A 21003-nucleotide genomic window follows, 5' to 3' on the forward strand; every position below is an offset into this window, starting at 1 on the left:
TAGCAGATTGCATGAATAAAAAAACACCGAGCAAGCTCGGTGTTTTGGTCCTTGGGGAGGAAGGGTGAAACTAATTTGCTCGAAGAGCATCACAATCACTGGCAACCCAGGCCTGGGTAAGTCTGGCAAGGGCGGCATAGAAATTACCGCTATCAACCGTCATTACCTTATCGGTAAACTGAGGTAACCAAGCATTCAAATATTGGCCGATAAAGGCCTGTTGTGTTTTATCGTCACTGCAACAGGCTTGGTGGGCTACGTAGGCTAAAATTACCGCGATATGATCCGCAGGTTCAGGAAACTCACTTTGCACAGCCAATTGACTTTGTTGTAAAAAAGTCTTCATTTGCAGATGCTGCTCACCAAATAATAATACTTCATCCCCAGCGTCATTATCGCCAAGATACAAGCTGGCATAGGGACTTGCGCTATGTTTAGTGCCGACTAAAAACAATCCGCAATAATCCGCCGCAAGTTCCAATAACGCCCTGTCAGTATTGAGTGTATTCAACACTGAATTTAAGCTAGCGATATCTTGTGCCAACAAGGGATCGCTGGCCAGTTGAGCAAAGAAGGCTTGAGCCTGACTGGATGTCAGTTCATGCAATAGTTGATGATCAAGCTCTTTAGCAAAAAGCGATGAGAGCAGTCTGTATACCTTAGCGCGGCCCTGGTTCATTGGGGTGGCGTACACTTGAGTTTCATTCATCTATGTTGTCTCCTTTAAGCCTATTCAGTTCATTACTAATACTGTTTAAGGTTTTACACGCCAAGGATAAACTTGGCGTGTAAAACCTTAAGTTGAGCTGATTTAGATTTTTGCTTCAATTGGGCCACTAAACGAGCTGACCTCTGGCACTTTGCCCTGATACTTTTCAAAGTTAACTAAACAAGTATAGGCTGCACAAGCTTGGGCTAGCTTGGAGGTGCCAATATCTTGAGTCAAGGTATTTGGATCACCATAGCTGCATAATGCACCAATTTCATTGCCCCCTTGTTTGCTGCCATTTTTGCCTACAGGACCGTACCAGGCACCTTCGTGGATACGAATAACACCGCGTGGGAAATTGTCAGACACCACAGCGCCTGCAAGCAATTGACCACGGTCGTTAAATACCCGCACTATATCACCGTCTTTAATACCACGTTGTTTGGCATCAGTTGGGTTTAGGTAAACTGGCTCACGCCCTTTTACTGTGTAGGTTGCACGATATTGCTCAGACTCACACATTTGCGAATGTAAGCGTTTATCTGGGTGACAAGATTGCATCCACACAGGGTACTTATCTGAACCGGGTCCACCATGACTGCGTTCTGACTTTTCCATCCAGGTTGGGTGGCCTGGGCAATCATCATAGTTAAACTGCGCAATCTTACGGCTGAATATCTCAATCAAACCCGATGGTGTGCCAAGTGGCGCCATTTCTGGATCGTTTCTGAAATCAGCGTGACGAGTCCAAGGTTGACCTTCACCAAAGTGAACATAACCGTCTTTCCAGAAGGTATCGAAATCTGGCATGTCAAACTTGCCCGCGTTATCGGCTTTGCACTCGTTATAGAGCTTTTTAAGCCAATCAAACTCAGACATACCGCGGGTATACTCTTGCTCTTTACCCATAATTTTGGCAAATCGAGTAAAGATTTCAAAGTCAGATAAGCTTTCAAATAATGGCTCAACCATCTTTTGCATTGCTAATACACCACGGTTAGCGTAACTGCCGTAGACATCAATATCATTGCGCTCAAACGTGGTACAGGCTGGTAACACGATATCAGAGAAACGGCATGTCGCCGTCCAGTTCATATCAATGGTGACTACACACTCAAGCTTTTTGAATGCCCGCTTCATTTTGTTTCTGTCCTGATGATGGTTCCAGGGGTTATTACCCGAAAACACCATCATTTTGACATCTGGGTAAGTCACTTTTTCGCCATTAGCATCAATGGTTTTACCTGGCTCTAATATGGCATCAATCCAGCGCGCAACAGGTATAGTGCTACTCGCGCCTTTGAAATCATTATTATCAAACAGCGGCTTTTGGCCTTCATCTAAATTACGTGGGAATGCTCCAGGCGCTGCGGCTCCTGATGAGGGGACGCCAATACTTGAGTAATGGTGACCGTAGCTGATACCGCCGCCAGGTAAACCAATTTGGCCAATCATAGTGGCTAACACAGCGGCCATCCAATACGGTTGTTCACCGTGTTGTTGACGCTGAATACACCAGCCCATCATTATTTGGGTACGGCCTTTAGTCATTACCTTGGCTAAATCACGAATGATTTCAGGAGTCACGCCAGTAATCTTACTGGCCCATTCTGGTGTTTTGGCAATGCCGTCAGACTCGCCTAATAAGTAAGGTAAGAAGTGTTCAAACCCCAAGCTGTAACCTTCGATAAACTTTTTATCATGCAGGTTTTGGCTAACCATTTCATGGGCAATACCCAGCATCAATGCCACGTCAGTTTGTGGATTGACATACAGTTGCTCGCAGCCCAAATACTGCTGCGTTTTAGTGACCACAGGGTCAATGCTGATCACGCGGATTTTGCCTTGCTTAACCTTCTCTTTCAGTTTCGCAAGGTAGCCATATGACTCGTGGGTTTCAGCGTTCCAACCCACTTGCAGATTTTTATAGGGATCGTTAGACCATAAGACAATGGTGTTTGACTGTTCAAGGATTAACGGCCATGACGTGCCCTGGGCGTATACCTCAGTTGAGCCTAAAATATACGGTAAAATGGTTTGCCCTGCGCCGGTAGAGTAATCACCAATTTTTTTAACAAAATTACCGTGCATGCCAACAGCGCGTTGCATATGGCTAGTGCTTGAGTGCAGTTGCCCCGTTGCGCGCCAACCCGTTTGACCCGCATGCAAGCCTGATGGGCCATACTTGGTTTGCACTTGGTCTAATGAGTCTTTGAACAAGTTCAGTGCCTTGTCCCAAGTGACGCGAACAAAACGAAAATCACCGCGCTGTGAAGTATCACTTTTATGACCTTTTAATAAAAAGTCTAAACGTACCATAGGGTAACGAACGCGTGATGGGTTATACACTAACCCTTTTACGCCGTTAATCATGTCGGTTGGATACTTGTCTAAGTCAAAAGGGATCACCTGATCAATGACACCATTTTTACGCTTCATCTTGAATGCGCCAAAATGTGAGCCGGTTGTTAACCATTCATCATTAGCCATGGTTCCCGCAGCTGCCAAAGCCTTAAATGGCGCTAGCACTGATGCACTGCTTAGGCTAACAAATGAGGTTGCTGCTAAGCCTTTAAGAAAGTCTCTTCTGTTCATAATGATGTCCTATTAGTGCGCTGACTTGTCGAAAGTAGATGAATGTTCCTGTAGGTACTTTTGCACAAGTGCTTGGGTATCTTGGTCCATGTTGACGAACGCTATCATGCCTTGAAACATTCCAGGCCAGCTGTTGGCATCGAAGTGCGCTTCAGCAGGTTGGGTATGACACACACTACAACTGTTGGTATATGTGTCTCTTGCATAGTCCCAAAGTGGTTGTAGGTCTTTCACTAGGTAATCTGAGTCGGTCCAAATTTTGGCTTCAACACGTTGCCAAATAAGTCCTGTCATCGGATCTTCTTTTTGCTCGAACACTTCCATTACACCGTCTTCAAGGGCGGCATCTTTTGACAATTGAGCCGATAAAATGTTTAGGCCAAAATCGTAGTAAATCACTCGGCCCGCGCCGACTTTTTTACGCCAGCCATCAATGCCAATTTTAACGCGATTACCTTTGGTTTCTAATACTGTCACTTTAGTGGCAATGTTTAGGGTACCGGCTTCAACGTCAGTTTTTTCGTTGAAGTAAAGTGGTTTAGTTAATGCGGTAAAGTAACTGCTGTTCGCTTCAAGGCTTGATTCACCAGCACCGACTTGGGCAATTAATTCAGGTGCACGTGAGGTGCCCATATCAGGTAGCTTGTGGGCAATTCCTTTGTGACAGTCGATACAGCTTTGGTCGGTTTCCGCAGCACGTTTCATTTGTTTCTGCGCCAGTTTTGACATGTCTTCCCACTTCATTGAGTCGTAGTTATGACAGTTTTTACAGGCCAATGAATCATCACGATCAAAACGTTTCCACTCACGGCTTGCCATTTCAAGGCGTTTCGCTTCAAACTTTTCTTCGGTATTCACGGTTTGCATTAACCAGCCCCACATATCATGTGATGCTTCAATTTTACGGCCAATTTTACGGCTCCAGTTATGTGGCACGTGACAATCAGGACACGTAGCACGCACACCAGAGTGATTAGACCAATGCACGGTTTGCTGTAACTCTTGGTAGGGTTTGCTTTCCATACTGTGACAACTAATACAAAACTCTTCAGTGTTAGTCAGTTCTAAAGCAGTATTAAAACCACCCCAAAAAATAATGCCCATTAAAAAGGCTGAAAGGCTAATAGTGCCTAAAGTGAGGTATTTAGCTGGCTGGTTGAGTGTGCGCCAGGTATTGATAAACCATTTCATAACGACATCCTTAATAAGATTGACCCAGAGTGAGAAGGACTAGTGAGCGACCACACCACCAAAGGCTTGGATCATCCAAATAACAAAGCCATAGGCGCTAATGCTGGTGGCTGTGGCAATGGGAAAAAACAAAAAAATGATAAATCCCAGTGCTTTAAGTTCATTGAATTTCACTTTTTTAGGTGTTTCAGATAATTCTTTTGTGGTCATGATTTGCTCTCTTAATGATGACATCTACCGATGAAGCCCATATTAGATAAGAGTTGTTAACGACAGTCAGACCATGGATGAATGGATATAGAAAACTTATGAAAGAATATGAATAAATCACTAAGGGGCAATTGTTAATCTGGTAACAATTACTTTAACTAACTGATATGATTTAGGTATACCTGCTCGCTACCTTAGGCAGTATCACTTTGTAATTGCCCATTTTGTGGAAATATTTATGACTTATTCCTTGGCCGTGTTAACTGAAGATCATCTTACTGAAATGTCAGTTATAGAACAGGCATGTCATCATTCGCCGATGTCGCAAGCCATCTTAGCCAGCTGTTTCGGGCATTTGTATCGCGTTGAAGGCGTGATGGCAGAGGGGCAATTATTGGGGTTTAGTATTGTTCAGCAGGTGATTGATGAAGTGACCTTGATGGATATCTGCATTGCCCCCTCAGCACAAGGTTTAGGCTTAGGTAAGCGCTTATTAACCTCATTAGTCTCACAGGCAAAGACATGCGATGCAGTGGTGATTATGTTAGAGGTTCGTCAGTCTAACTTGAGTGCGATTGGGCTATATGAAAAAGCAGGCTTTGTTGAAACCAGTCGTCGTAAGGGGTATTACCCAACGGACGATGGCCATGAAGATGCGATTTTGATGGATTTGGTGTTGAGTTAATTATCCTCGCTATCGATAGTTAGATTCTCGATTACTCCCGATATTTAATCTCTTCGATTGAGCTATATTTGTAATAGCTCTGTTAGATTTTTGATTTTGCTGAAAATATCAATTCGTTTTAACTGTTAATATTGTTTACTCTTGAATAAAGTCTTCCATAAACCAGGCACATAGTGTGTGGCGACCATCAACCTGAGCTTTGCTATAAATGGTTGAGGCTTGCTGACGTACTGTTTTCTCTTTTGTTAGTCGTACTTCTGCTATTTCTTTAAAGCTCAGTCCTTTCAACAATAACAGTGCGACCTGCTGTTCGCTTTTAGTAAAGCCCCATAGTTCAAATTGTGCCGCAATGGTTTGGCTGTATTCCTGTCTTGCAGCGCGCATTTGACTGGACATGTTGTTGATCTGTTTATCCGCTTTAGCAAGTTTACTTCTCAGGGCTTTTACCTGACGAGAGTTACGGATTAAATCAAAGCCTAAATAAATACTGCCAATTATGGTTAAAAGCACCAGCACGGCTTCTTGGGCGATATGCCACACAGGAATGTCGAGTTGAATGTCTGCAAAAATATCAAACAGTTTGAATAGCGTGATCAACAGTAACAGTACAATTATGAATACATCTTTTTTCATGGTAGATCCTGAATCAAACGGCTTGTATTGGGCTAGATATAAGTGTTTTTAATAAATCTAATAAAATCATGGCTTTATTTTATGGTACATATGTCCCATAAGCGTTTTTATGATACATCTTACCCATGTGGTTTAGGCCCTAAATGATAAAGTGAGTATTCATTTAGGGGAACAGAAATCACTTATGTCGGCAGTTAAGTTTAGTATCAAAATATGTTTGTTTATCGCTTTAGGTAGCACTTGCTTTGGCAGTATTGCTGCCAATAATGCGTTACCTCAATTAGTTGAAATCAGTCAATCAAGACTAGCTAAATCACCGCTAAGTCAGAGATCTGCAATTGAACTGAACAGTTCATCTTGGTTAACAGGGTTACCCAGTGTGAGCTTAAGTTACCTTGGTGATTTGGATAATAGTAACATTTATGAGCAAGAATTATCCCTAAACCTGCCAATAAAAACCTTCAGTTTGCACCAAAGTGATAAACAGCTTGTGCAACTGAGTCAGGCGCTTCAGGCACAACAAACCCGCTTACAAAAGTTGTATTTATCTGGGCTGTTAAGGCAAAGTATGTGGGACCAACGACTTGCCGCTGTAAAGTTAAATCAACTTGAGCGTAAATCAAGACTGTTATCTAAACTATATACTCAGCAAAAAAAATTAGCCGACGCAGGGGAATTACCCTTGGTGAATATATTGCTGCTCGAAAAAGAGCTGGTGGATATTGAGCTTGAACAGATAGGGTTTAAGCAGCAACAAACCGAAGCACTGACTTTGTTTACCTCGCTAACTGGCCTGAATCAATTACCCGATGACATAGTCGAAAAAGCCATTGATATAGGTGAGTTTAGCGCGCCAGAACATGTTCAAACTGCGTTGATGCAACATCCTTCCTGGCTGCTTCATTCTCTGCAATTGCAACAAAAACAACTGATGTTACAAAGCCAGCAAAGCGGAGAGCAAGATCCGTGGACGTTATCGTTAACCGCTAAAGAAACCGCAGTTGATCAGTTTAATGACAAACATTTAGGCATAGGAATTAATGTGCCCTTGAGCTTTAGTTCGGCTTTGTCTCAAAGCGATGTTTCTATGTGGCAAAAAGATTTTCAAGAACAAAGTGTCAACGGTGAACGCATCTACCTTGAGCTTACCAGCCAAATTCAACGGCTTGCTATTCAGCAGCAAAACTTGCGGGCTCAACAAACCTTGTTAACAAGGGGGGTGTCCTTGAGCCGTTCCATTACTGAAAATTTAGCCCAAGTGAAAAATCAAAACCAAATTGGCTATGAAATTTGGCTGCGTCGTTACATAGATGCTCTCGATACTGAAGCGCGCTTAGCCTTGAATCAAGTCACGTTACAACAATTACATTCTCAGCAACTGCAAGCCTTAGGAATTTCATTATGATGCTCAAGTTTGGTGCTCATTTTTTAACTGTTTTAGTGTGTTTATCATCGGCAGCCACTCGAGCAGAATCTATTTCACTGGCTGACCTGGGCAATTTAACCCTGAGTTATATTCAGCCGCAAAAGTTGGCAAGTTATGAAGGGAGCTCCTTACCCGCTCAAGTTGAGCGATTGCCTGGCAATGATTATTGGGTCACTGCGCCGGAAAATATTCAGCAAGTGACATTCTTAGTCACACAGGGCCAAAACGTCACTAAGGGGCAGGCCATAGTGAGATTAACTGGGCCGGAGGTGTTTCATTTTTTAGCCCAAATTGATGCCGCTGAAAGTTTATATTCACTGGCAAAAAAACGCTATGAACGAAATCAGCCTTTATTAAAAAGTGGCAGTATCAGTACCGATCAATGGCGTGAGATCAGCCTGGATTATTTCAGTACCCATTTAACGTTTGAGCATATGCAGCACTTTATGGAGATAGTGCAAGGCATTGATGCAGAGACAGAATCCTTGGTGGTGACGTCTCCTATGGCTGGTGTGGTGAAATTGAATCATATCGACAGCCAATATATAGAGGGCACACAGTTGTTTTCATTGATCCCCGTAGACAGTGTTCGGGTGAAAATCGATGTACCAATGAGCCAGTCAACATCATTATCGGCAATTAATATTAATCAGTGTCATATCGCCATTGATGAGGTGTCATCGATTGCACAGGGGATCTTTTTAACCGCATGGTCAATGCCTATTACCTCTGATTGTGGTCTGTTACTTGGACAGCAAATTACGGTGATCCCTGAATATCAAAAAGCTGTGTATTTGCTGCCTAAAAATAGTGTATTTACCTGGCATCAAGACACGCAAATTTTTACCCAAACTGTCACTAACTTAACCGCGATGAGCATCGATGTTTTAGGCTCTACGCCGGATCAATATATTGTCGCCAGTGATCATGATTTAAGCCAAATGCAGGTGTTATCGCAATCTGTTGCGGCAGCTAAAGGTATATTGCTTGGTTTGGGAGGCGAATAACATGTTGGCTGCGGTTATTCGTTTTTCGCTTACACAACGCTTATTTGTGTTGATCGTTGCGCTGATGTTAATGCTTGCGGGCGGGCGTGCCTGGTTTTCTATCCCATTAGATGCCTTTCCTGATATTTCACCTACTCAAGTTAAAATTATTTTAAAAGCTCCGGGGATGACGCCCGAAGAAATCGAAGCACAGATCACCGTGCCGATTGAAACCGAGCTGTTGGGCATTCCTAATCAGGCGATTCTTCGTTCGACCACTAAATATGCCATCAGTGACATTACCTTAGATTTTACCGAAGGAACCGATATTTACTGGGCAAGGCAACAGGTCAGTGAGCGTCTTGCTGCCGTGTGGGACAGTTTTCCTGAGGGTGTGTCTGGCGGTGTTGCGCCCATGAGCACACCGCTGAGTGAAATATTCATGTTTTCGTTAGAAAACCCTAATCTGTCTTTGATGGAGCGTCGGCAATTACTTGAGTGGGAAGTGCGACCGTTACTGCGCACTGTTGCTGGGGTTGCCGATGTGAATATTTTAGGTGGATACGCTAAAAGCTTTAATATTAGTCCGAACCCCGCAGCAATGGCTGCGGCTGGGGTCAGCTTTGCTGCGCTGCAACAGGCCATTATGGAAAATAACCATAACGAGGGCGCGGGCAAGCTAACCATAGGTACCGACACCATTATTGTGCGCGCAGAAGGGCGTATTGATGACATCGATGAATTGGAGCAATTAGTCATCAAAGCCGATAACGGCAAAGTGTATCGCCTGACGGATTTGGCTGATATTGATGTTGGTCATTTAGCGCGTTATGGCGCCGTCACCAAAGATGGTGAAGAAACCGCCGAAGCATTAATCATTGCTCTAAAGGATGCTAATACCGCGCAGGTGGTGAGCAATATTAAGCAAAAGCTTGATCAAATAAGCATGACATTGCCACAAGGCAGTGTGATCAACACTTTTTATGATCGCGCTAATTTGATTAATACCGCGATTGATACCATTTCAACGGCGCTGTTTGAGGCAGTGTTGTTAGTGATTGTATTACTCGCCCTGTTTTTAGGTAATGTGCGCGCGGCTTTAGTGGTGTCATTGTCTTTGCCCTTAGCCGCCTTAATGACCTTTTTAATGATGGATTTGTTCAATCTATCGGCTAATTTAATGAGCTTGGGTGGGCTTGTTATCGCCATAGGTATGCTGGTGGACTCATCGGTTGTAGTGGTTGAAAACATGGTGAACCTTATCGCCACCAAACAACGTTTACCGCGCTTGCACCTTATTTTTAGAGCGACAAAAGATGTCGCAGTGCCTGTTGTTTCCGGTACTGTGATTGTAATGATTGTATTCTCGCCTTTGCTAACCTTAACTGGGCTAGAGGGTAAGTTATTCACCCCCGTTGCGGTCACCATAGTGTTTGCCATGTTATCGGCACTTGTGTTGTCGTTAACCGTTATTCCGGTTGTTGCATCTTACTTAGTGAATGAAAAATCGGCGCAAGAACCTAAAGTCATCGAAAAATTGAAAGCCGCTTATTTAACCAGTCTTAAAGGCACTTTTATTTATAAAAAGCCTTTTATGATTGTGGCATTTTCCTTACTGATTGTCAGTTTAGGCTTATTTAGTTTGGTGGGTAAAACCTTTATGCCGACCTTAGATGAAGGCGATATTATTTTACAGTTGGAAAAATCGCCCTCTATTTCACTTGAGGCTTCTATTGAGATTGATAAACAAATTCAACAAACCCTATTAGCTCAGCTTCCTGAAATTAAGCAGATGGTGGCAAGAACTGGCGCAGATGAAATTGGATTAGACCCTATGGGATTGAATGAAACCGATGTCTTTTTAGAGTTAGCCCCTCGCGATGAATGGCGATTTGATACTAAAGATGAGCTTATAGAAGCTATCCGCACCGAGTTATTACATTACCCCGGGGTAAACTTTAACTTTACTCAGCCAATCCAAATGCGCGTGTCTGAAATGTTGACCGGCAGTATTGGTGACGTTGCAATTAAAGTATTTGGCACCGACATCGATACCCTTGGCCAGCTTACCGGGCAAATTGAACAACTTGTCAGTGCCACCCAAGGCAGCATCGATATCAAAATGTCGATGATAGAAGGTAGCCCATTTATTAACTTAACTCTAAATAATGAAATGGCCCGCGGCTTTGGCATGAGCACTATCGAGTTTGCCCGTTATCTTAAAAGTCAGCTTGAAGGTGTGATGGTGACGGAAGTGCTGCAAGGTAAAAAACGCACTCCAGTATTGATTGCCAGTAATCAGCTCGGGCTAAGCAGCATCAGCGAGCTACAGCAGCAATTGCTGGTAATGCCAGACCATTCGTTAAAGCGTTTAATTGATGTGGCAACGCTCAGTTATAAAGAAGGGCCAATTTTAATTGAGCGTGAACAAGGTGACCGTTTCTCTGTGATAACCACCAACGTGCAAGGCCGAGACATCGTTGGGTTTGTGGAAGAGCTTAACGCCAAAATAGCCACAGAGATTAAGTTTCCAAGCGGTTACAGCGTCAGTTTTGGCGGGGAATTTGAAAACCAACAACGGGCAACCAATAACTTATTACTGGTGATCCCAATTGCCATTGCGCTTATCACCCTGATTTTATTCACCACATTTGGATCGCTCACTAAAGCCAGTTTAATTTTGGCCAACGTCCCCTTTGCCATGATGGGCGGTATAGTCAGTTTGTATTTATCGGGTGAGTATTTATCTGTACCTGCATCAGTGGGTTTTATCGCCTTGCTCGGTGTTGCAGTGCTCAACGGCGTGGTAATGGTGAGTTATTACGAACAAACCAAGCACCTATTTAGCGACTTAATCACTAGGGTAGAACAGGGCGCCGCAAGACGATTAAGGCCTATCTTAATGACAGCCACAACAGCCATGTTTGGTTTGATGCCCTTGGTGTTTGCCACCGGCCCAGGCGCTGAAATTCAAAAGCCATTGGCTATAGTGGTTATCGGAGGTTTGCTGACATCGACTATTACCACCCTTTATTTATTACCAATCCTGTATTACTGGCTGGAGAAACGTCAATGAACGCAGAGCAAGTATTAGTGCTAATCGCTCAAAATGATATTAAAGACGACATAGTTGACACTTTGATTTCACTCGATTTCTTGTCAGGTTTTAGCCTAGGCAATATTTGCGGTTTTAGCCGCGAGCATAGCCACTTTAATATCAAAGAGCAGGTAGAAGGATATCGCGAGTTTTGTAAATTTGAAATCATGCACCCTATTGAGGCTCAAGCCGCATTACTGAATGCGCTATCTGTTGTGTGTAAACACAATCCTTGTCGCTACTGGATCACCCCAATCACGCAAACAGGAACGTTATGCTAACGAGCTAATGCTGGGTACTTATGTGTGTGCTTAATCTAAGGTATGTGCATAACGCCAAAGTATCAATAAAGCCATAGTGAGTATGGTGTTGGTTGTATTGGGCAATATGATTGGTGTGTAACAAGCGCCAATCATATTAACGTTAATCATTCTTAATACACACACCTGAAATTGACGGATTAATAAATGATAAGGTGTTTAGCTATGAATTTTTATCGCTTTTTAAATTTGGTATTTGTGCTGTTATTGGTTAGCGCACCAATATACTGCGCATATGCTAATAAGAGTGATAATCCGCAGATTAATGGGCAGTTTGAATGGGCCTGTACCACCCCAAATGTACTGAAAGCCACTTTTGAACATCAGGTGACTCTGATATCCATCACCTTAAAACGCGATAACAATATTGTACTCAGTTTAGACTCACAAACCCTAGCAAAGCAGATACTCGATGCTGGCCAATTTGGTGAACCGGATTCAATACACCGGAGCGTTTTTTATATCAAAATTCCAGAGCTTAGCAATGCAGAATATCAGCTGAGTTGGACGGTACAGGACGTAAACGATGCCATTTCAAATGGTCATGACCTATTAAGCGTATCAGCAGATAACACTTTTCCTCGTCCCTCGACTAAGAAGCATAGATACAATATTTTGCATAAAAAACTCAATCATTAGGGGCTGTCACCTTAAAAAAGTGACAGAAATTAAGTCGAATATTGAACTATCAAAACATGATATTGCCTATGGCTTCGGTGATACGGCAGAAGACCTACCAATTTAAGTAAATCATTCCCCATAAAAAAACGGCGCTATAAGCGCCGTTTCTGTTCAAACTCTAAAGCCAAAAAGTTACTTTACTTCTTTACCCTGAGCTTGCAAATCTGCATGGTAGCTTGAGCGAACAAGCGGGCCACATGCTGCATGGGTAAAACCAAGTTTATCTGCTAATGCTTTAAGCTCGTCAAACTCTGCTGGTGGCACATAACGTTCAACCGGTAAGTGGAACTTACTTGGTTGTAAATATTGACCTAATGTCAGCATTTCAACCTTGTGAGCACGTAGGTCATGCAGTACTTCTGCAATTTCTTCGTTAGTTTCACCTAAGCCCATCATTAAGCCAGACTTAGTGGGTACATCAGGATGACGTTCTTTAAACTTTCTCAATAAGTCTAGTGACCACTGATAGTTAGCACCAGGACGCGCTTTACGATAATGCTTAGGCGCGGTTTCTAAATTGTGATTGAACACATCAGGTGGCTCAGTGGCTAAGATTTCTAATGCCGCATCGATACGACCACGGAAGTCAGGCACTAAAATTTCAATCTTAATAGCAGGGTTTAACAGGCGAATTTCACGAATACAATCAGCAAAATGTTGTGCGCCGCCATCACGTAAGTCATCACGGTCAACCGAGGTGATAACCACATATTTAAGCTTCATATCCGCAATAGTTTGCGCCAGCTTTTTAGGCTCTTCGGCATCCGCGGCTAATGGGCGACCATGGGCAACATCACAAAATGGGCAGCGACGAGTACAAATAGCGCCAAGGATCATAAAGGTAGCGGTACCGTGATTAAAACATTCAGCTAGGTTAGGGCAAGAGGCTTCTTCACACACAGAATGTAAGCCATTTTTGCGCAGGGCAGCTTTAATCTCTAAAATACGTGTGTTAGATGAAGGCAGCTTTACCCGTAACCAATCAGGCTTGCGTAGCATGGTTTCGCGCTCTGAGGGTACAATTTTTATCGGAATGCGTGCAACTTTATCGGCGTCACGTAATTTAACTCCCGGTTGTAATCTTTCAGGCCTATTCATTATTCTGCTAATCCTTGATGATGCACAAGTTGTTGGTAGCCCATAACTTGGCTAAATGTTTGAATGAGTTTATCGCCAGCTTCAAGTACGGTTTGTGGACCGCCGAGTGCTTTGCATTGCACCATTTCAAGACCGGCATAACCACAGGGGTTAATACGTTGGAATGGACCAAGGTCCATGTCTACGTTTAACGCTAAGCCGTGGAATGAACAGCCTTTTCGAATGCGTAAGCCTAACGAGGCTAGTTTGCGTTCTTGTACATATACGCCCGGGGCATCGGCTTTGGCATAGGCTTCTACATTATATAGCGCTAACATATTAACTATGCTTTGCTCTATGTTGTTAACCAGCTGCCTGACGCCCATTTTATTACGTTTTATGTCGATAAGTGGATAAACCACTAGTTGCCCTGGGCCGTGATAGGTGACTTGACCACCACGGTCTACTTGGATCACCGGGATATCGCCAGGATTTAAAATATGCTCACTTTTACCCGCTTGACCTTGGGTAAAAACAGGTTGATGTTCTACAACCCAAAGTTCATCTTGGCTATCACTGTCACGGGTGTCAGTGTATTCCTGCATAGCATGCCATACAGATTGATAGTCTTGCATACCAAGATGGCGAATGTGCAATGTTGATGCTGGCAAGGGCAACGTCTCCCCAAAGGTTGGACCGGTCACGTGTATGTTCAACGTGTTTAAAATAATTCCTGAGTATTATACTCAAGTTTTACACGTTTACAGAACTCTTTAACGATTAGAGTACGCGTTTTACGCCCTCAATAGCGGCAAGATCAATATACGCTTTTTCAATATGCTCTTTGCTGGTGACGGTAATGCGGATCGTAATCGAATAATAACTGCCTTTGCTTGATGTTTTAACGGTTGGCACATAGTCGCCTGGGGCAAGTTGTTGGGCTACTGCGACAACGCGATCGGCTAGGGTGTCATCAGCATCGCCAATAACTTTAAATGGACATGCATTAGGAAACGTCATTACTTCATCAAAAGTTGTGTTTAGCATCGGATTACTCATTGGTGATTGTTACACTAAATATGGTGGCGATTATACCTGATTCAAGGCTTAGATAACTTGAAATAATAAAGCCGCTGTAAAAGCGGCTTCAATTAATTGATTTTCAGGATAATTATTATTGCTTATTCAAACCAGCTAGCAAACATTTGTTTGAAGTAGTCCATCAATTTGCTGAACCAGCTACCTTCTTCAACAGTATTTAATGTCACTAAAGGATATTGAGCAATGTCTTTCCCATCTAATTGGAAGAACACGCGGCCAACCGTTTCGCCTTTAGCAAGTGGGGCACTTAATGGCTTAGTTAGCTCAAAGTTAGCTTGAAGATCTTTGGCTTTGCCACGGCTGATGGTAATAGGCGTATCTGTTATGACACCTAGGTCAACATTATCAACATCGCCATACCAAATTTTTTGGCTTACAAAAGTGTCACCCGCTTTGTAAGGCGTGATGGTTTCAAAAAAGCGGAAACCGTAGTTAAGTAACTTTTTACTTTCAGCTTTACGGGCTGACTCACTACTAGTACCCAGTACTACGGTAATTAAACGCATGCCATCGTCACTGGTGGCAGATGAGACTAAGTTATAACCTGCACCCGAAGTATGACCTGTTTTAATGCCGTCTACTTTTAAGCTGTTATCCCACAGTAGTCCATTACGGTTGTATTGTTTAATACCATTGAAGGTAAAAGATTTTTCTGAATAGACACGGTATTCTTCAGGCACATCACGAATAAGTGCCGCACCTAAAATGGCCATATCGTATGCGGTTGTTTTATGAGCATCTGAATCTAAACCGTGTGAGTTTTCAAAGTAGCTGTCATTCATACCTAGCTGCTTTGCCCATGAGTTCATTAAATCAACGAATGCACCTTCTGTGCCTGCAATGTGTTCAGCCATAGCAACACACGCATCGTTTCCTGATTGAATAATAATACCGCGATTTAAGTCGGAAACTTTGACTGTTTTTCCCACTTCAATGAACATTTTTGATGAATCAGGAAAGTTTTTTGACCAGGCATTTTGGGTGATAAGCACATCATCATCTAGTGAAATATTCCCCACTTTAACTTCATGCCCAATAACGTAACTGGTCAGCATTTTAGTTAAACTAGCAGGGTTTAAGCTGTCATAAGCATTTTGCTCTGCGATGACGCGGCCTGAATAATAATCCATTAACACATAGGCTTTTGCCGCAACACTTGGTGCATCAGGGGTAACCATTGGGGCGCGATTAGGCGTTGGACGTGCATCTGGCTGCGGTGTGTTAGCAGAAGAGGTAAACGACACAAAAGAAAGTAGCAGTGCAGTCGCAATTGGTGCTTTGGCAATATTTATCATGAAATTAGCTGGTCTCTATTAATTCGAAGAAAAGACAATAAAAAAGATTATAACATTAGTCGTGCCACTATTAGTCAACCAAATTGCATTAAGGTTCCTTAATCGAGTAAATTACTAGATAAATTAAGGAACAATAAAGCTTTGTGGGTAACCTTGGCTATGCAAGTTATCTAATAATTTATTGGTTAAGTAAATTTTACCAATTGGACCTAACTGGACTCTGTGTATGCCATCTCTTGATACTATTCGAGATGAAACGCCGTATTTATTTTCGAGCTCTTTTGCTAGGGCATTCACACGTAGTTTGTCTTTGGATGCTGCGACTTGAATGTAATGAATTTCGTTGCTGGTCGCCTCAGATATGCCTCGCTGGTCATTTGATTCAATATGAATGACTTCGATTTTTACTTTGGCTGTGCCTTTTGCCAACATATCTAGGTGATAAGCACCGGCATAGGACAAGTCAATTACGCGGCCATTATGGAAAGGTCCGCGATCATTTACCCTCACAATAATTTGTTTATTATTTTCAAGGTTAGTGACTTTAACGTAACTTGGCAGCGGTAAGTTTTTATGTGCTGCTGACATGGTATACATGTCATATGTTTCACCATTTGAGGTTAAGTGGCCATGAAACTTAGCCCCATACCATGATGCGTGACCGGTTTCGGAAAAGCCTTTACCTGTAGGCAGTACTTTATAGCTTTTGCCTAAAACAGTGTAATTACGATTGCCTTGGCGGGTGTATGCTTCGTATTTGGGCACCGCATTTTTAACTTTGCTGACATCTGGCGCATTATCAGGATAGCGGTCATCCGCCATTTGGTAACGACCCGATTGGCTACTTGCCCCTACACTGCCTTTTTTGTTATCTGGTTTTGATGAACATGCCGCCATAAGCAATATAATCATCATGACAATGGTACTTAGATAGAGTTTATTTTGCATTGTATTGGGCTTTTAATTGTTCGCTAAATTGGTAAACAGCCATTGCATAAAGCGGGCTGCGATTATAACGGGTGATAACATAAAAGTTCTTAAGTCCCAACCAGTATTCGTCTGCTTCGGGTTGTTCTAATTTTACTAATAGCGCTTGCTGAGAAACATCAATGTCTTGTGCAGATGCCAAGCTTAATGTCGGAGCCAAAATATCTGAGGCTCGATAATGTAATCTCTCTTTAGTCCATACTTTGGCTTTTGGGGCTTTATTATCGGTATGATTTAGCGGTAAGGCCACCGGTGCGCCTCGTTGCCAACCATGCTGATGAAAATAATTTGCTACGCTGCCAATCGCATCGGCTTTACTCGTGAGTAAGTCTCTGCGGCCATCACCACTGAAGTCGACTGAGTAATGGCGATAACTAGATGGAATAAATTGACCAAACCCCATCGCGCCGGCATACGAGCCTTTCAAGCTGGCATTATCGAGTTTTTCTTCCTTAATGAGTGACATCAAGTTACCGTATTCACTTCTAAAAAAAGTGGCCCTTGGGGCATAGTAAAAGCCTAAAGTGTACAGGGCATCTTGCACGCGATAGTTACCCATGTAACCACCGTAAAATGTTTCAATACCTATGATGGCGACAATGATTTGCGGGTCAACATTAAATTTATCGGCAGCTTTGGCTATGGTATCGGCATTTTCATGCCAAAACTCTAGCCCTTTGGCCAAGCGTTTTTCGGTGAGAAAAATAGGATAATACTGGTGCCAAGGTTTTGCTTCCCAGGGTTTGGTTATGGCATCAATCACTTCTTGGGTATAAGTCGATTCATTTAAAAATGCTTCAATTTCTTGTTGACTAAAGCCTTGTTTAATTTGCTCTGCCATAAACTGCTTTTTTAAGGCGTCGACATCTGTCGCCGCCGAGGCGATACCAATATGTGTCGATACGACTAAGGTGATCGCGCTAAATAAACGGGTAGATAATTTCATTACACCTTCCTATCGATCAATAAATCGTCTATGAGTTTGAATACTCATTAAAATGCCAAAGCCTGTCATCAGCGTCATCATAGATGTACCGCCATAGCTGACTAGCGGTAAAGGCACGCCTACGACAGGCAGAATGCCTGAAACCATGCCTATGTTAACAAAGATATATACAAAGAATGTGAGTGTAATACTGCCGGCTAATAAGCGTGCAAAACTGGTTTGCGCCCGTGAGGCTATGACTAGACCACGGCCAATAATGAACAGATAAATACTCAATAGCAATAAACTGCCCATTAAACCAAATTCTTCACCAATAACGCCGAAGATAAAGTCGGTGTGTCTTTCGGGTAAAAACTCCAACTGTGACTGAGAGCCATTTAGCCAACCCTTGCCCCAAAATCCGCCTGAGCCAATGGCTATTTTAGATTGAATAATATGATAACCCGCACCTAAGGGATCTTTCTCCGGGTCGAATAATGTCAGCACACGAGTACGCTGATAGTCGTGCATTAAAAAGAACCATAAAATCGGCAAAAAAATCAGTCCGGCAATGATAATAGCACCCACTATTAACCAACTCATGCCCGATAAAAACAATACAAACACCCCTGAAGCAGCGACTAAAATTGAGGTGCCTAAGTCTGGTTGCTTGGCGATCAGTAGCGTTGGAATTAATAGGATGATTGCCCCACCTGCAAGGTGGCGTTTTTTAGGCGGTAAGGGAAATTTACTGATATACCATGCCATGGTAATGGGGAAGGCAAGTTTAATAAGCTCTGAAGGTTGAAATTCCATAAAGCCAAGATTTAACCAGCGCTGCGCTCCTTTATTAATGGTGCCAAAAAAATCTACCCCTAATAATAAAATAATACCCGCGACATAAATAGGTAGCGCCCAGCGTTTTAATGCTTCGGGATTTATTTGTGCCATGGCAAGCATGATGAATAAAGATAACCCCATTCGCACTAACTGACGTTCCATCATCGCCATGCTTTCGCCACTGGCTGAATAAATAACGAATAATCCAAAAGCCATTAATATCAACAGACCTGACAATAGCGGCAAGTCAATATGCAGCTTTTGCCAAATATTTTTTTTGTGATGATGACCGTGACTATGATGGCTATTCATTGGGTTGCTCATTTGCAGGCGTTGTAGCGGTATCTGTTAGTGTGTCGCTAGGTACAGTCCATTCATCCCTGAGGATATATTCGTCCAGTAAGGCGCGCGCTAAGGGGCCGGCATTAGCTCCCCCCAACCCGCATTTTCAAGCACAACGGCTAAGGCGATGCGTGGATTCTCATAGGGGGCGTAGGCAACAATGAGTGCATTGTCGCGTAAATGCTCAGCAATAGTATCAGCATTATACTTTTCATCCTGACCGACCGAGAATACCTGCGCCGTGCCTGTTTTCATTGCAGCTGTGTACGTCGCATCGGTAAATCTTGATTTATCAGCAGTTTGACGCATAGCTTCGTTAATAATGTCCCAATTTCTAGGGTTTTTAAGCTCAATCGGTGGCTGTTCATCTATTGGCGCATCAATTTTGACCTTGTCATCTTTAAAGGTTTTCAATAAATGCGGGGTAAAACGACGACCTTTATTGGCCAAAATTGCTGTAGAACTCGCGAGTTGTAATGGCGTACTGGTCCAGTATCCTTGACCAATACCGACAGAAATCGTGTCGCCAATATACCAGGCTTGGTTGTAACGTAAGCGTTTCCAGTCACGTGATGGCATAATGCCTGCGACTTCTTCATATATATCGATATTGGTTCTTTCACCAAAACCAAATTGCGACATAAAACTGGCCATTTTATCGATACCGACTTTATAAACTAGGTCGTAGAAAAAGATATCGCATGAATCAACAATGGCATGATAAACATCAACCCATCCATGGCCCCATTTTTTCCAATCGCGCCATTTGCGTTCAACGCCAGGAATTTGCCAAAAGCCAGGATCCCAAACCCGTGTTTTCTCACTTATTGCGCGTTCTTCTAAACCAAGGAGTGCAACTAATGGCTTAATAGTGGATGCAGGAGAATATTGTCCCTGGGTGGCACGGTTTATTAATGGCCGAGATTTATCATTCAGTAACTCACTATATCCTTGACTACTAATACCATGGACAAATAAATTTGCGTCATAACTTGGGCTAGACACCATAGCTAAAATACCACCATCTTGAGGATCGATGGCAACCACTGACCCCCGTCTACCCGCTAGCAACTCCATTGCTTTTTGTTGGAGCTTTAAATCAAGCGTGAGATATATATCCTGCCCAGGTGTCGGCGGAGTGACTCTCAAGGTGCGAATAACTCGGCCACGGTTATTCACTTCCTCTTCTAAATGTCCTGGCAGTCCATGGAGTAAAGTCTCATAGAACTTTTCGATACCTTGTTTGCCAATATCGTTAGTCGCCGCATAATTCTTCCAGCTATTACTTTTTTCTAACAGTGCTTTATCACTGGTGTTAATCCTACCAACATAACCCAGAACATGTGTCATGAGGCTATTGTAGGGGTAGTTACGTTTTAACCCTGCTTCAACATAAATACCGGGAAACATGTGTTGATCAACTGAAAAAGCAGCTACTTGCTCTTCGGTCAATTTTCCCTTAATGGTGAGCGGTTTAAAGCGCCGATGAAACTTAAGGGTGTCTTTAATTTGTTCACGTTCTTCTTGAGATATCTCAACCACAGCATTGAGTTGATCAAAAGTGGCATCAAGATCGTCAATTCGCTCAGGGATCATTTCAAGAGAGTGATAAGGTTGGTTTTCTGCGAGTAGCTGACCGTGTCGGTCAAAAATAAGTCCGCGACTGGGGGCGGTGGGGACAACTCTAATACGGTTGTCGTTGGAGCGGGTTTCATAATCTTTGTAAGAAACCACCTGTAATTGATACAGATTAAAAAATACTATACTGAGTAAAATGAACACGCAAAAAAAAGTGAACAATGCACGGCGTTTGAATAACGAAGCCTCGGCGGCGTGGTCATGCATTGTGATGCGCTTCTTTGGCGGCACTTAAGTCTCCAGCGGGTAAATAGCGAAAAGGTTA

Annotated in this window: 18 protein-coding genes and 1 pseudogene; 6 read left to right on the forward strand and 13 right to left on the reverse strand. The window is 42.9% G+C overall.

Translation table 11 applies throughout. The features are described 5' to 3' along the window. Window positions 1-70: 70 nt before the first annotated feature. From torD to ACRWQL_RS14325, 4 genes are all read right to left on the reverse strand, one after another. The gene (gene torD, locus ACRWQL_RS14310) at window positions 71-709 is read right to left on the reverse strand and encodes a molecular chaperone TorD (RefSeq protein WP_434950680.1); all 639 of its coding nucleotides are present in this window, start codon (window positions 707-709) and stop codon (window positions 71-73) included. Window positions 710-811: 102 nt separating this feature from the next. Further along, on the reverse strand, window positions 812-3304 hold the full coding sequence (torA, locus tag ACRWQL_RS14315) for a trimethylamine-N-oxide reductase TorA (protein WP_434950682.1): 2493 nt from the start codon (window positions 3302-3304) through the stop codon (window positions 812-814). Window positions 3305-3316: 12 nt separating this feature from the next. Next, on the reverse strand, window positions 3317-4495 hold the full coding sequence (gene torC / locus ACRWQL_RS14320; RefSeq protein ID WP_226413699.1) for a pentaheme c-type cytochrome TorC: 1179 nt from the start codon (window positions 4493-4495) through the stop codon (window positions 3317-3319). Window positions 4496-4534: 39 nt separating this feature from the next. Further along, window positions 4535-4705 carry a periplasmic nitrate reductase, NapE protein gene (locus ACRWQL_RS14325; protein WP_226413701.1) on the reverse strand — a complete coding sequence of 57 codons (171 nt, stop codon included), beginning with the start codon at window positions 4703-4705 and terminating at the stop codon, window positions 4535-4537. Between the two features lie 238 nt (window positions 4706-4943). Between ACRWQL_RS14325 and rimI the strand changes: the two genes are divergently transcribed. Continuing rightward, window positions 4944-5390: a ribosomal protein S18-alanine N-acetyltransferase gene (gene rimI / locus ACRWQL_RS14330; protein WP_434950683.1), complete on the forward strand. Its 447-nt coding sequence runs from the start codon at window positions 4944-4946 to the stop codon at window positions 5388-5390. Window positions 5391-5525: 135 nt separating this feature from the next. On the opposite strand, the gene ACRWQL_RS14335 is transcribed toward rimI, so the two are convergent. Beyond that, the gene (locus ACRWQL_RS14335) at window positions 5526-6023 is read right to left on the reverse strand and encodes a helix-turn-helix transcriptional regulator (protein WP_434926984.1); all 498 of its coding nucleotides are present in this window, start codon (window positions 6021-6023) and stop codon (window positions 5526-5528) included. 184 nt (window positions 6024-6207) lie between these two features. Between ACRWQL_RS14335 and ACRWQL_RS14340 the strand changes: the two genes are divergently transcribed. From ACRWQL_RS14340 to ACRWQL_RS14360, 5 genes are all read left to right on the forward strand, one after another. After that, window positions 6208-7428, forward strand: coding sequence for a metal transporter (locus ACRWQL_RS14340; protein WP_434950685.1), 1221 nt, complete (start codon window positions 6208-6210; stop codon window positions 7426-7428). Continuing rightward, window positions 7425-8456, forward strand: a complete 1032-nt coding sequence (locus ACRWQL_RS14345; RefSeq protein WP_434950686.1) for a membrane fusion-like protein — start codon at window positions 7425-7427, stop codon at window positions 8454-8456. Before ACRWQL_RS14340 ends, ACRWQL_RS14345 begins: the two co-directional genes overlap by 4 nt. A gap of 1 nt (window position 8457) precedes the next feature. Next, on the forward strand, window positions 8458-11511 hold the full coding sequence (locus ACRWQL_RS14350) for an efflux RND transporter permease subunit (protein ID WP_434950688.1): 3054 nt from the start codon (window positions 8458-8460) through the stop codon (window positions 11509-11511). After that, a complete protein-coding gene (locus ACRWQL_RS14355; protein ID WP_434926980.1) occupies window positions 11508-11813 on the forward strand; it encodes a DUF3240 family protein in 306 nt (101 codons plus the stop codon). The genes ACRWQL_RS14350 and ACRWQL_RS14355 overlap by 4 nt, the downstream gene beginning before the upstream one ends. Before the next feature lie 204 nt (window positions 11814-12017). Continuing rightward, window positions 12018-12491 carry a hypothetical protein gene (locus ACRWQL_RS14360; protein ID WP_434950690.1) on the forward strand — a complete coding sequence of 158 codons (474 nt, stop codon included), beginning with the start codon at window positions 12018-12020 and terminating at the stop codon, window positions 12489-12491. A gap of 174 nt (window positions 12492-12665) precedes the next feature. Here the strand turns inward: ACRWQL_RS14360 and lipA are convergent, their stop codons facing one another. From lipA to mrdA, 8 genes and pseudogenes are all read right to left on the reverse strand, one after another. Then, window positions 12666-13631, reverse strand: a complete 966-nt coding sequence (gene lipA, locus ACRWQL_RS14365) for a lipoyl synthase (protein WP_434926978.1) — start codon at window positions 13629-13631, stop codon at window positions 12666-12668. Continuing rightward, window positions 13631-14281: a lipoyl(octanoyl) transferase LipB gene (gene lipB, locus ACRWQL_RS14370; RefSeq protein ID WP_434938891.1), complete on the reverse strand. Its 651-nt coding sequence runs from the start codon at window positions 14279-14281 to the stop codon at window positions 13631-13633. The genes lipA and lipB overlap by 1 nt, the downstream gene beginning before the upstream one ends. A 109-nt stretch (window positions 14282-14390) precedes the next feature. Continuing rightward, complete coding sequence (gene ybeD / locus ACRWQL_RS14375; protein WP_226413709.1) at window positions 14391-14657, reverse strand: DUF493 family protein YbeD; 267 nt, start codon at window positions 14655-14657, stop codon at window positions 14391-14393. 134 nt (window positions 14658-14791) lie between these two features. After that, on the reverse strand, window positions 14792-16006 hold the full coding sequence (locus tag ACRWQL_RS14380) for a serine hydrolase (RefSeq protein WP_434926976.1): 1215 nt from the start codon (window positions 16004-16006) through the stop codon (window positions 14792-14794). Window positions 16007-16129: 123 nt separating this feature from the next. Next, complete coding sequence (locus ACRWQL_RS14385; protein WP_434938889.1) at window positions 16130-16954, reverse strand: septal ring lytic transglycosylase RlpA family protein; 825 nt, start codon at window positions 16952-16954, stop codon at window positions 16130-16132. Then, window positions 16944-17939: a lytic murein transglycosylase B gene (gene mltB / locus ACRWQL_RS14390; protein ID WP_434950692.1), complete on the reverse strand. Its 996-nt coding sequence runs from the start codon at window positions 17937-17939 to the stop codon at window positions 16944-16946. The genes ACRWQL_RS14385 and mltB overlap by 11 nt, the downstream gene beginning before the upstream one ends. Window positions 17940-17948: 9 nt before the next feature. After that, window positions 17949-19070, reverse strand: a complete 1122-nt coding sequence (gene rodA, locus ACRWQL_RS14395; protein WP_434926974.1) for a rod shape-determining protein RodA — start codon at window positions 19068-19070, stop codon at window positions 17949-17951. Then, window positions 19063-20969 (reverse strand): annotated as a pseudogene (gene mrdA, locus ACRWQL_RS14400) (penicillin-binding protein 2). The gene rodA and the pseudogene mrdA overlap by 8 nt, the downstream one beginning before the upstream one ends. Window positions 20970-21003 lie beyond the last annotated feature (34 nt).

This window comes from Shewanella sp. HL-SH4, from assembly GCF_051164845.1.
GTDB lineage: Bacteria > Pseudomonadota > Gammaproteobacteria > Enterobacterales > Shewanellaceae > Shewanella > Shewanella glacialimarina.

Excerpts from the sequence above, each read along its gene's own strand:
- ACRWQL_RS14345 (WP_434950686.1), top strand. The coding sequence starts at position 7,425 with ATGATGCTCAAGTTTGGTGCTCATTTTTTAACTGTTTTAGTGTGTTTA.
- ACRWQL_RS14380 (WP_434926976.1), bottom strand. The coding sequence starts at position 16,006 with ATGATAAATATTGCCAAAGCACCAATTGCGACTGCACTGCTACTTTCT.
- ACRWQL_RS14385 (WP_434938889.1), bottom strand. The coding sequence starts at position 16,954 with ATGCAAAATAAACTCTATCTAAGTACCATTGTCATGATGATTATATTG.
- lipA (WP_434926978.1), bottom strand. The coding sequence starts at position 13,631 with ATGAATAGGCCTGAAAGATTACAACCGGGAGTTAAATTACGTGACGCC.
- torA (WP_434950682.1), bottom strand. The coding sequence starts at position 3,304 with ATGAACAGAAGAGACTTTCTTAAAGGCTTAGCAGCAACCTCATTTGTT.
- ACRWQL_RS14355 (WP_434926980.1), top strand. The coding sequence starts at position 11,508 with ATGAACGCAGAGCAAGTATTAGTGCTAATCGCTCAAAATGATATTAAA.
- ACRWQL_RS14360 (WP_434950690.1), top strand. The coding sequence starts at position 12,018 with ATGAATTTTTATCGCTTTTTAAATTTGGTATTTGTGCTGTTATTGGTT.
- ACRWQL_RS14335 (WP_434926984.1), bottom strand. The coding sequence starts at position 6,023 with ATGAAAAAAGATGTATTCATAATTGTACTGTTACTGTTGATCACGCTA.
- ybeD (WP_226413709.1), bottom strand. The coding sequence starts at position 14,657 with ATGCTAAACACAACTTTTGATGAAGTAATGACGTTTCCTAATGCATGT.
- ACRWQL_RS14325 (WP_226413701.1), bottom strand. The coding sequence starts at position 4,705 with ATGACCACAAAAGAATTATCTGAAACACCTAAAAAAGTGAAATTCAAT.
- torC (WP_226413699.1), bottom strand. The coding sequence starts at position 4,495 with ATGAAATGGTTTATCAATACCTGGCGCACACTCAACCAGCCAGCTAAA.
- ACRWQL_RS14340 (WP_434950685.1), top strand. The coding sequence starts at position 6,208 with ATGTCGGCAGTTAAGTTTAGTATCAAAATATGTTTGTTTATCGCTTTA.
- rodA (WP_434926974.1), bottom strand. The coding sequence starts at position 19,070 with ATGAATAGCCATCATAGTCACGGTCATCATCACAAAAAAAATATTTGG.
- ACRWQL_RS14350 (WP_434950688.1), top strand. The coding sequence starts at position 8,458 with ATGTTGGCTGCGGTTATTCGTTTTTCGCTTACACAACGCTTATTTGTG.
- mltB (WP_434950692.1), bottom strand. The coding sequence starts at position 17,939 with ATGAAATTATCTACCCGTTTATTTAGCGCGATCACCTTAGTCGTATCG.
- rimI (WP_434950683.1), top strand. The coding sequence starts at position 4,944 with ATGACTTATTCCTTGGCCGTGTTAACTGAAGATCATCTTACTGAAATG.
- torD (WP_434950680.1), bottom strand. The coding sequence starts at position 709 with ATGAATGAAACTCAAGTGTACGCCACCCCAATGAACCAGGGCCGCGCT.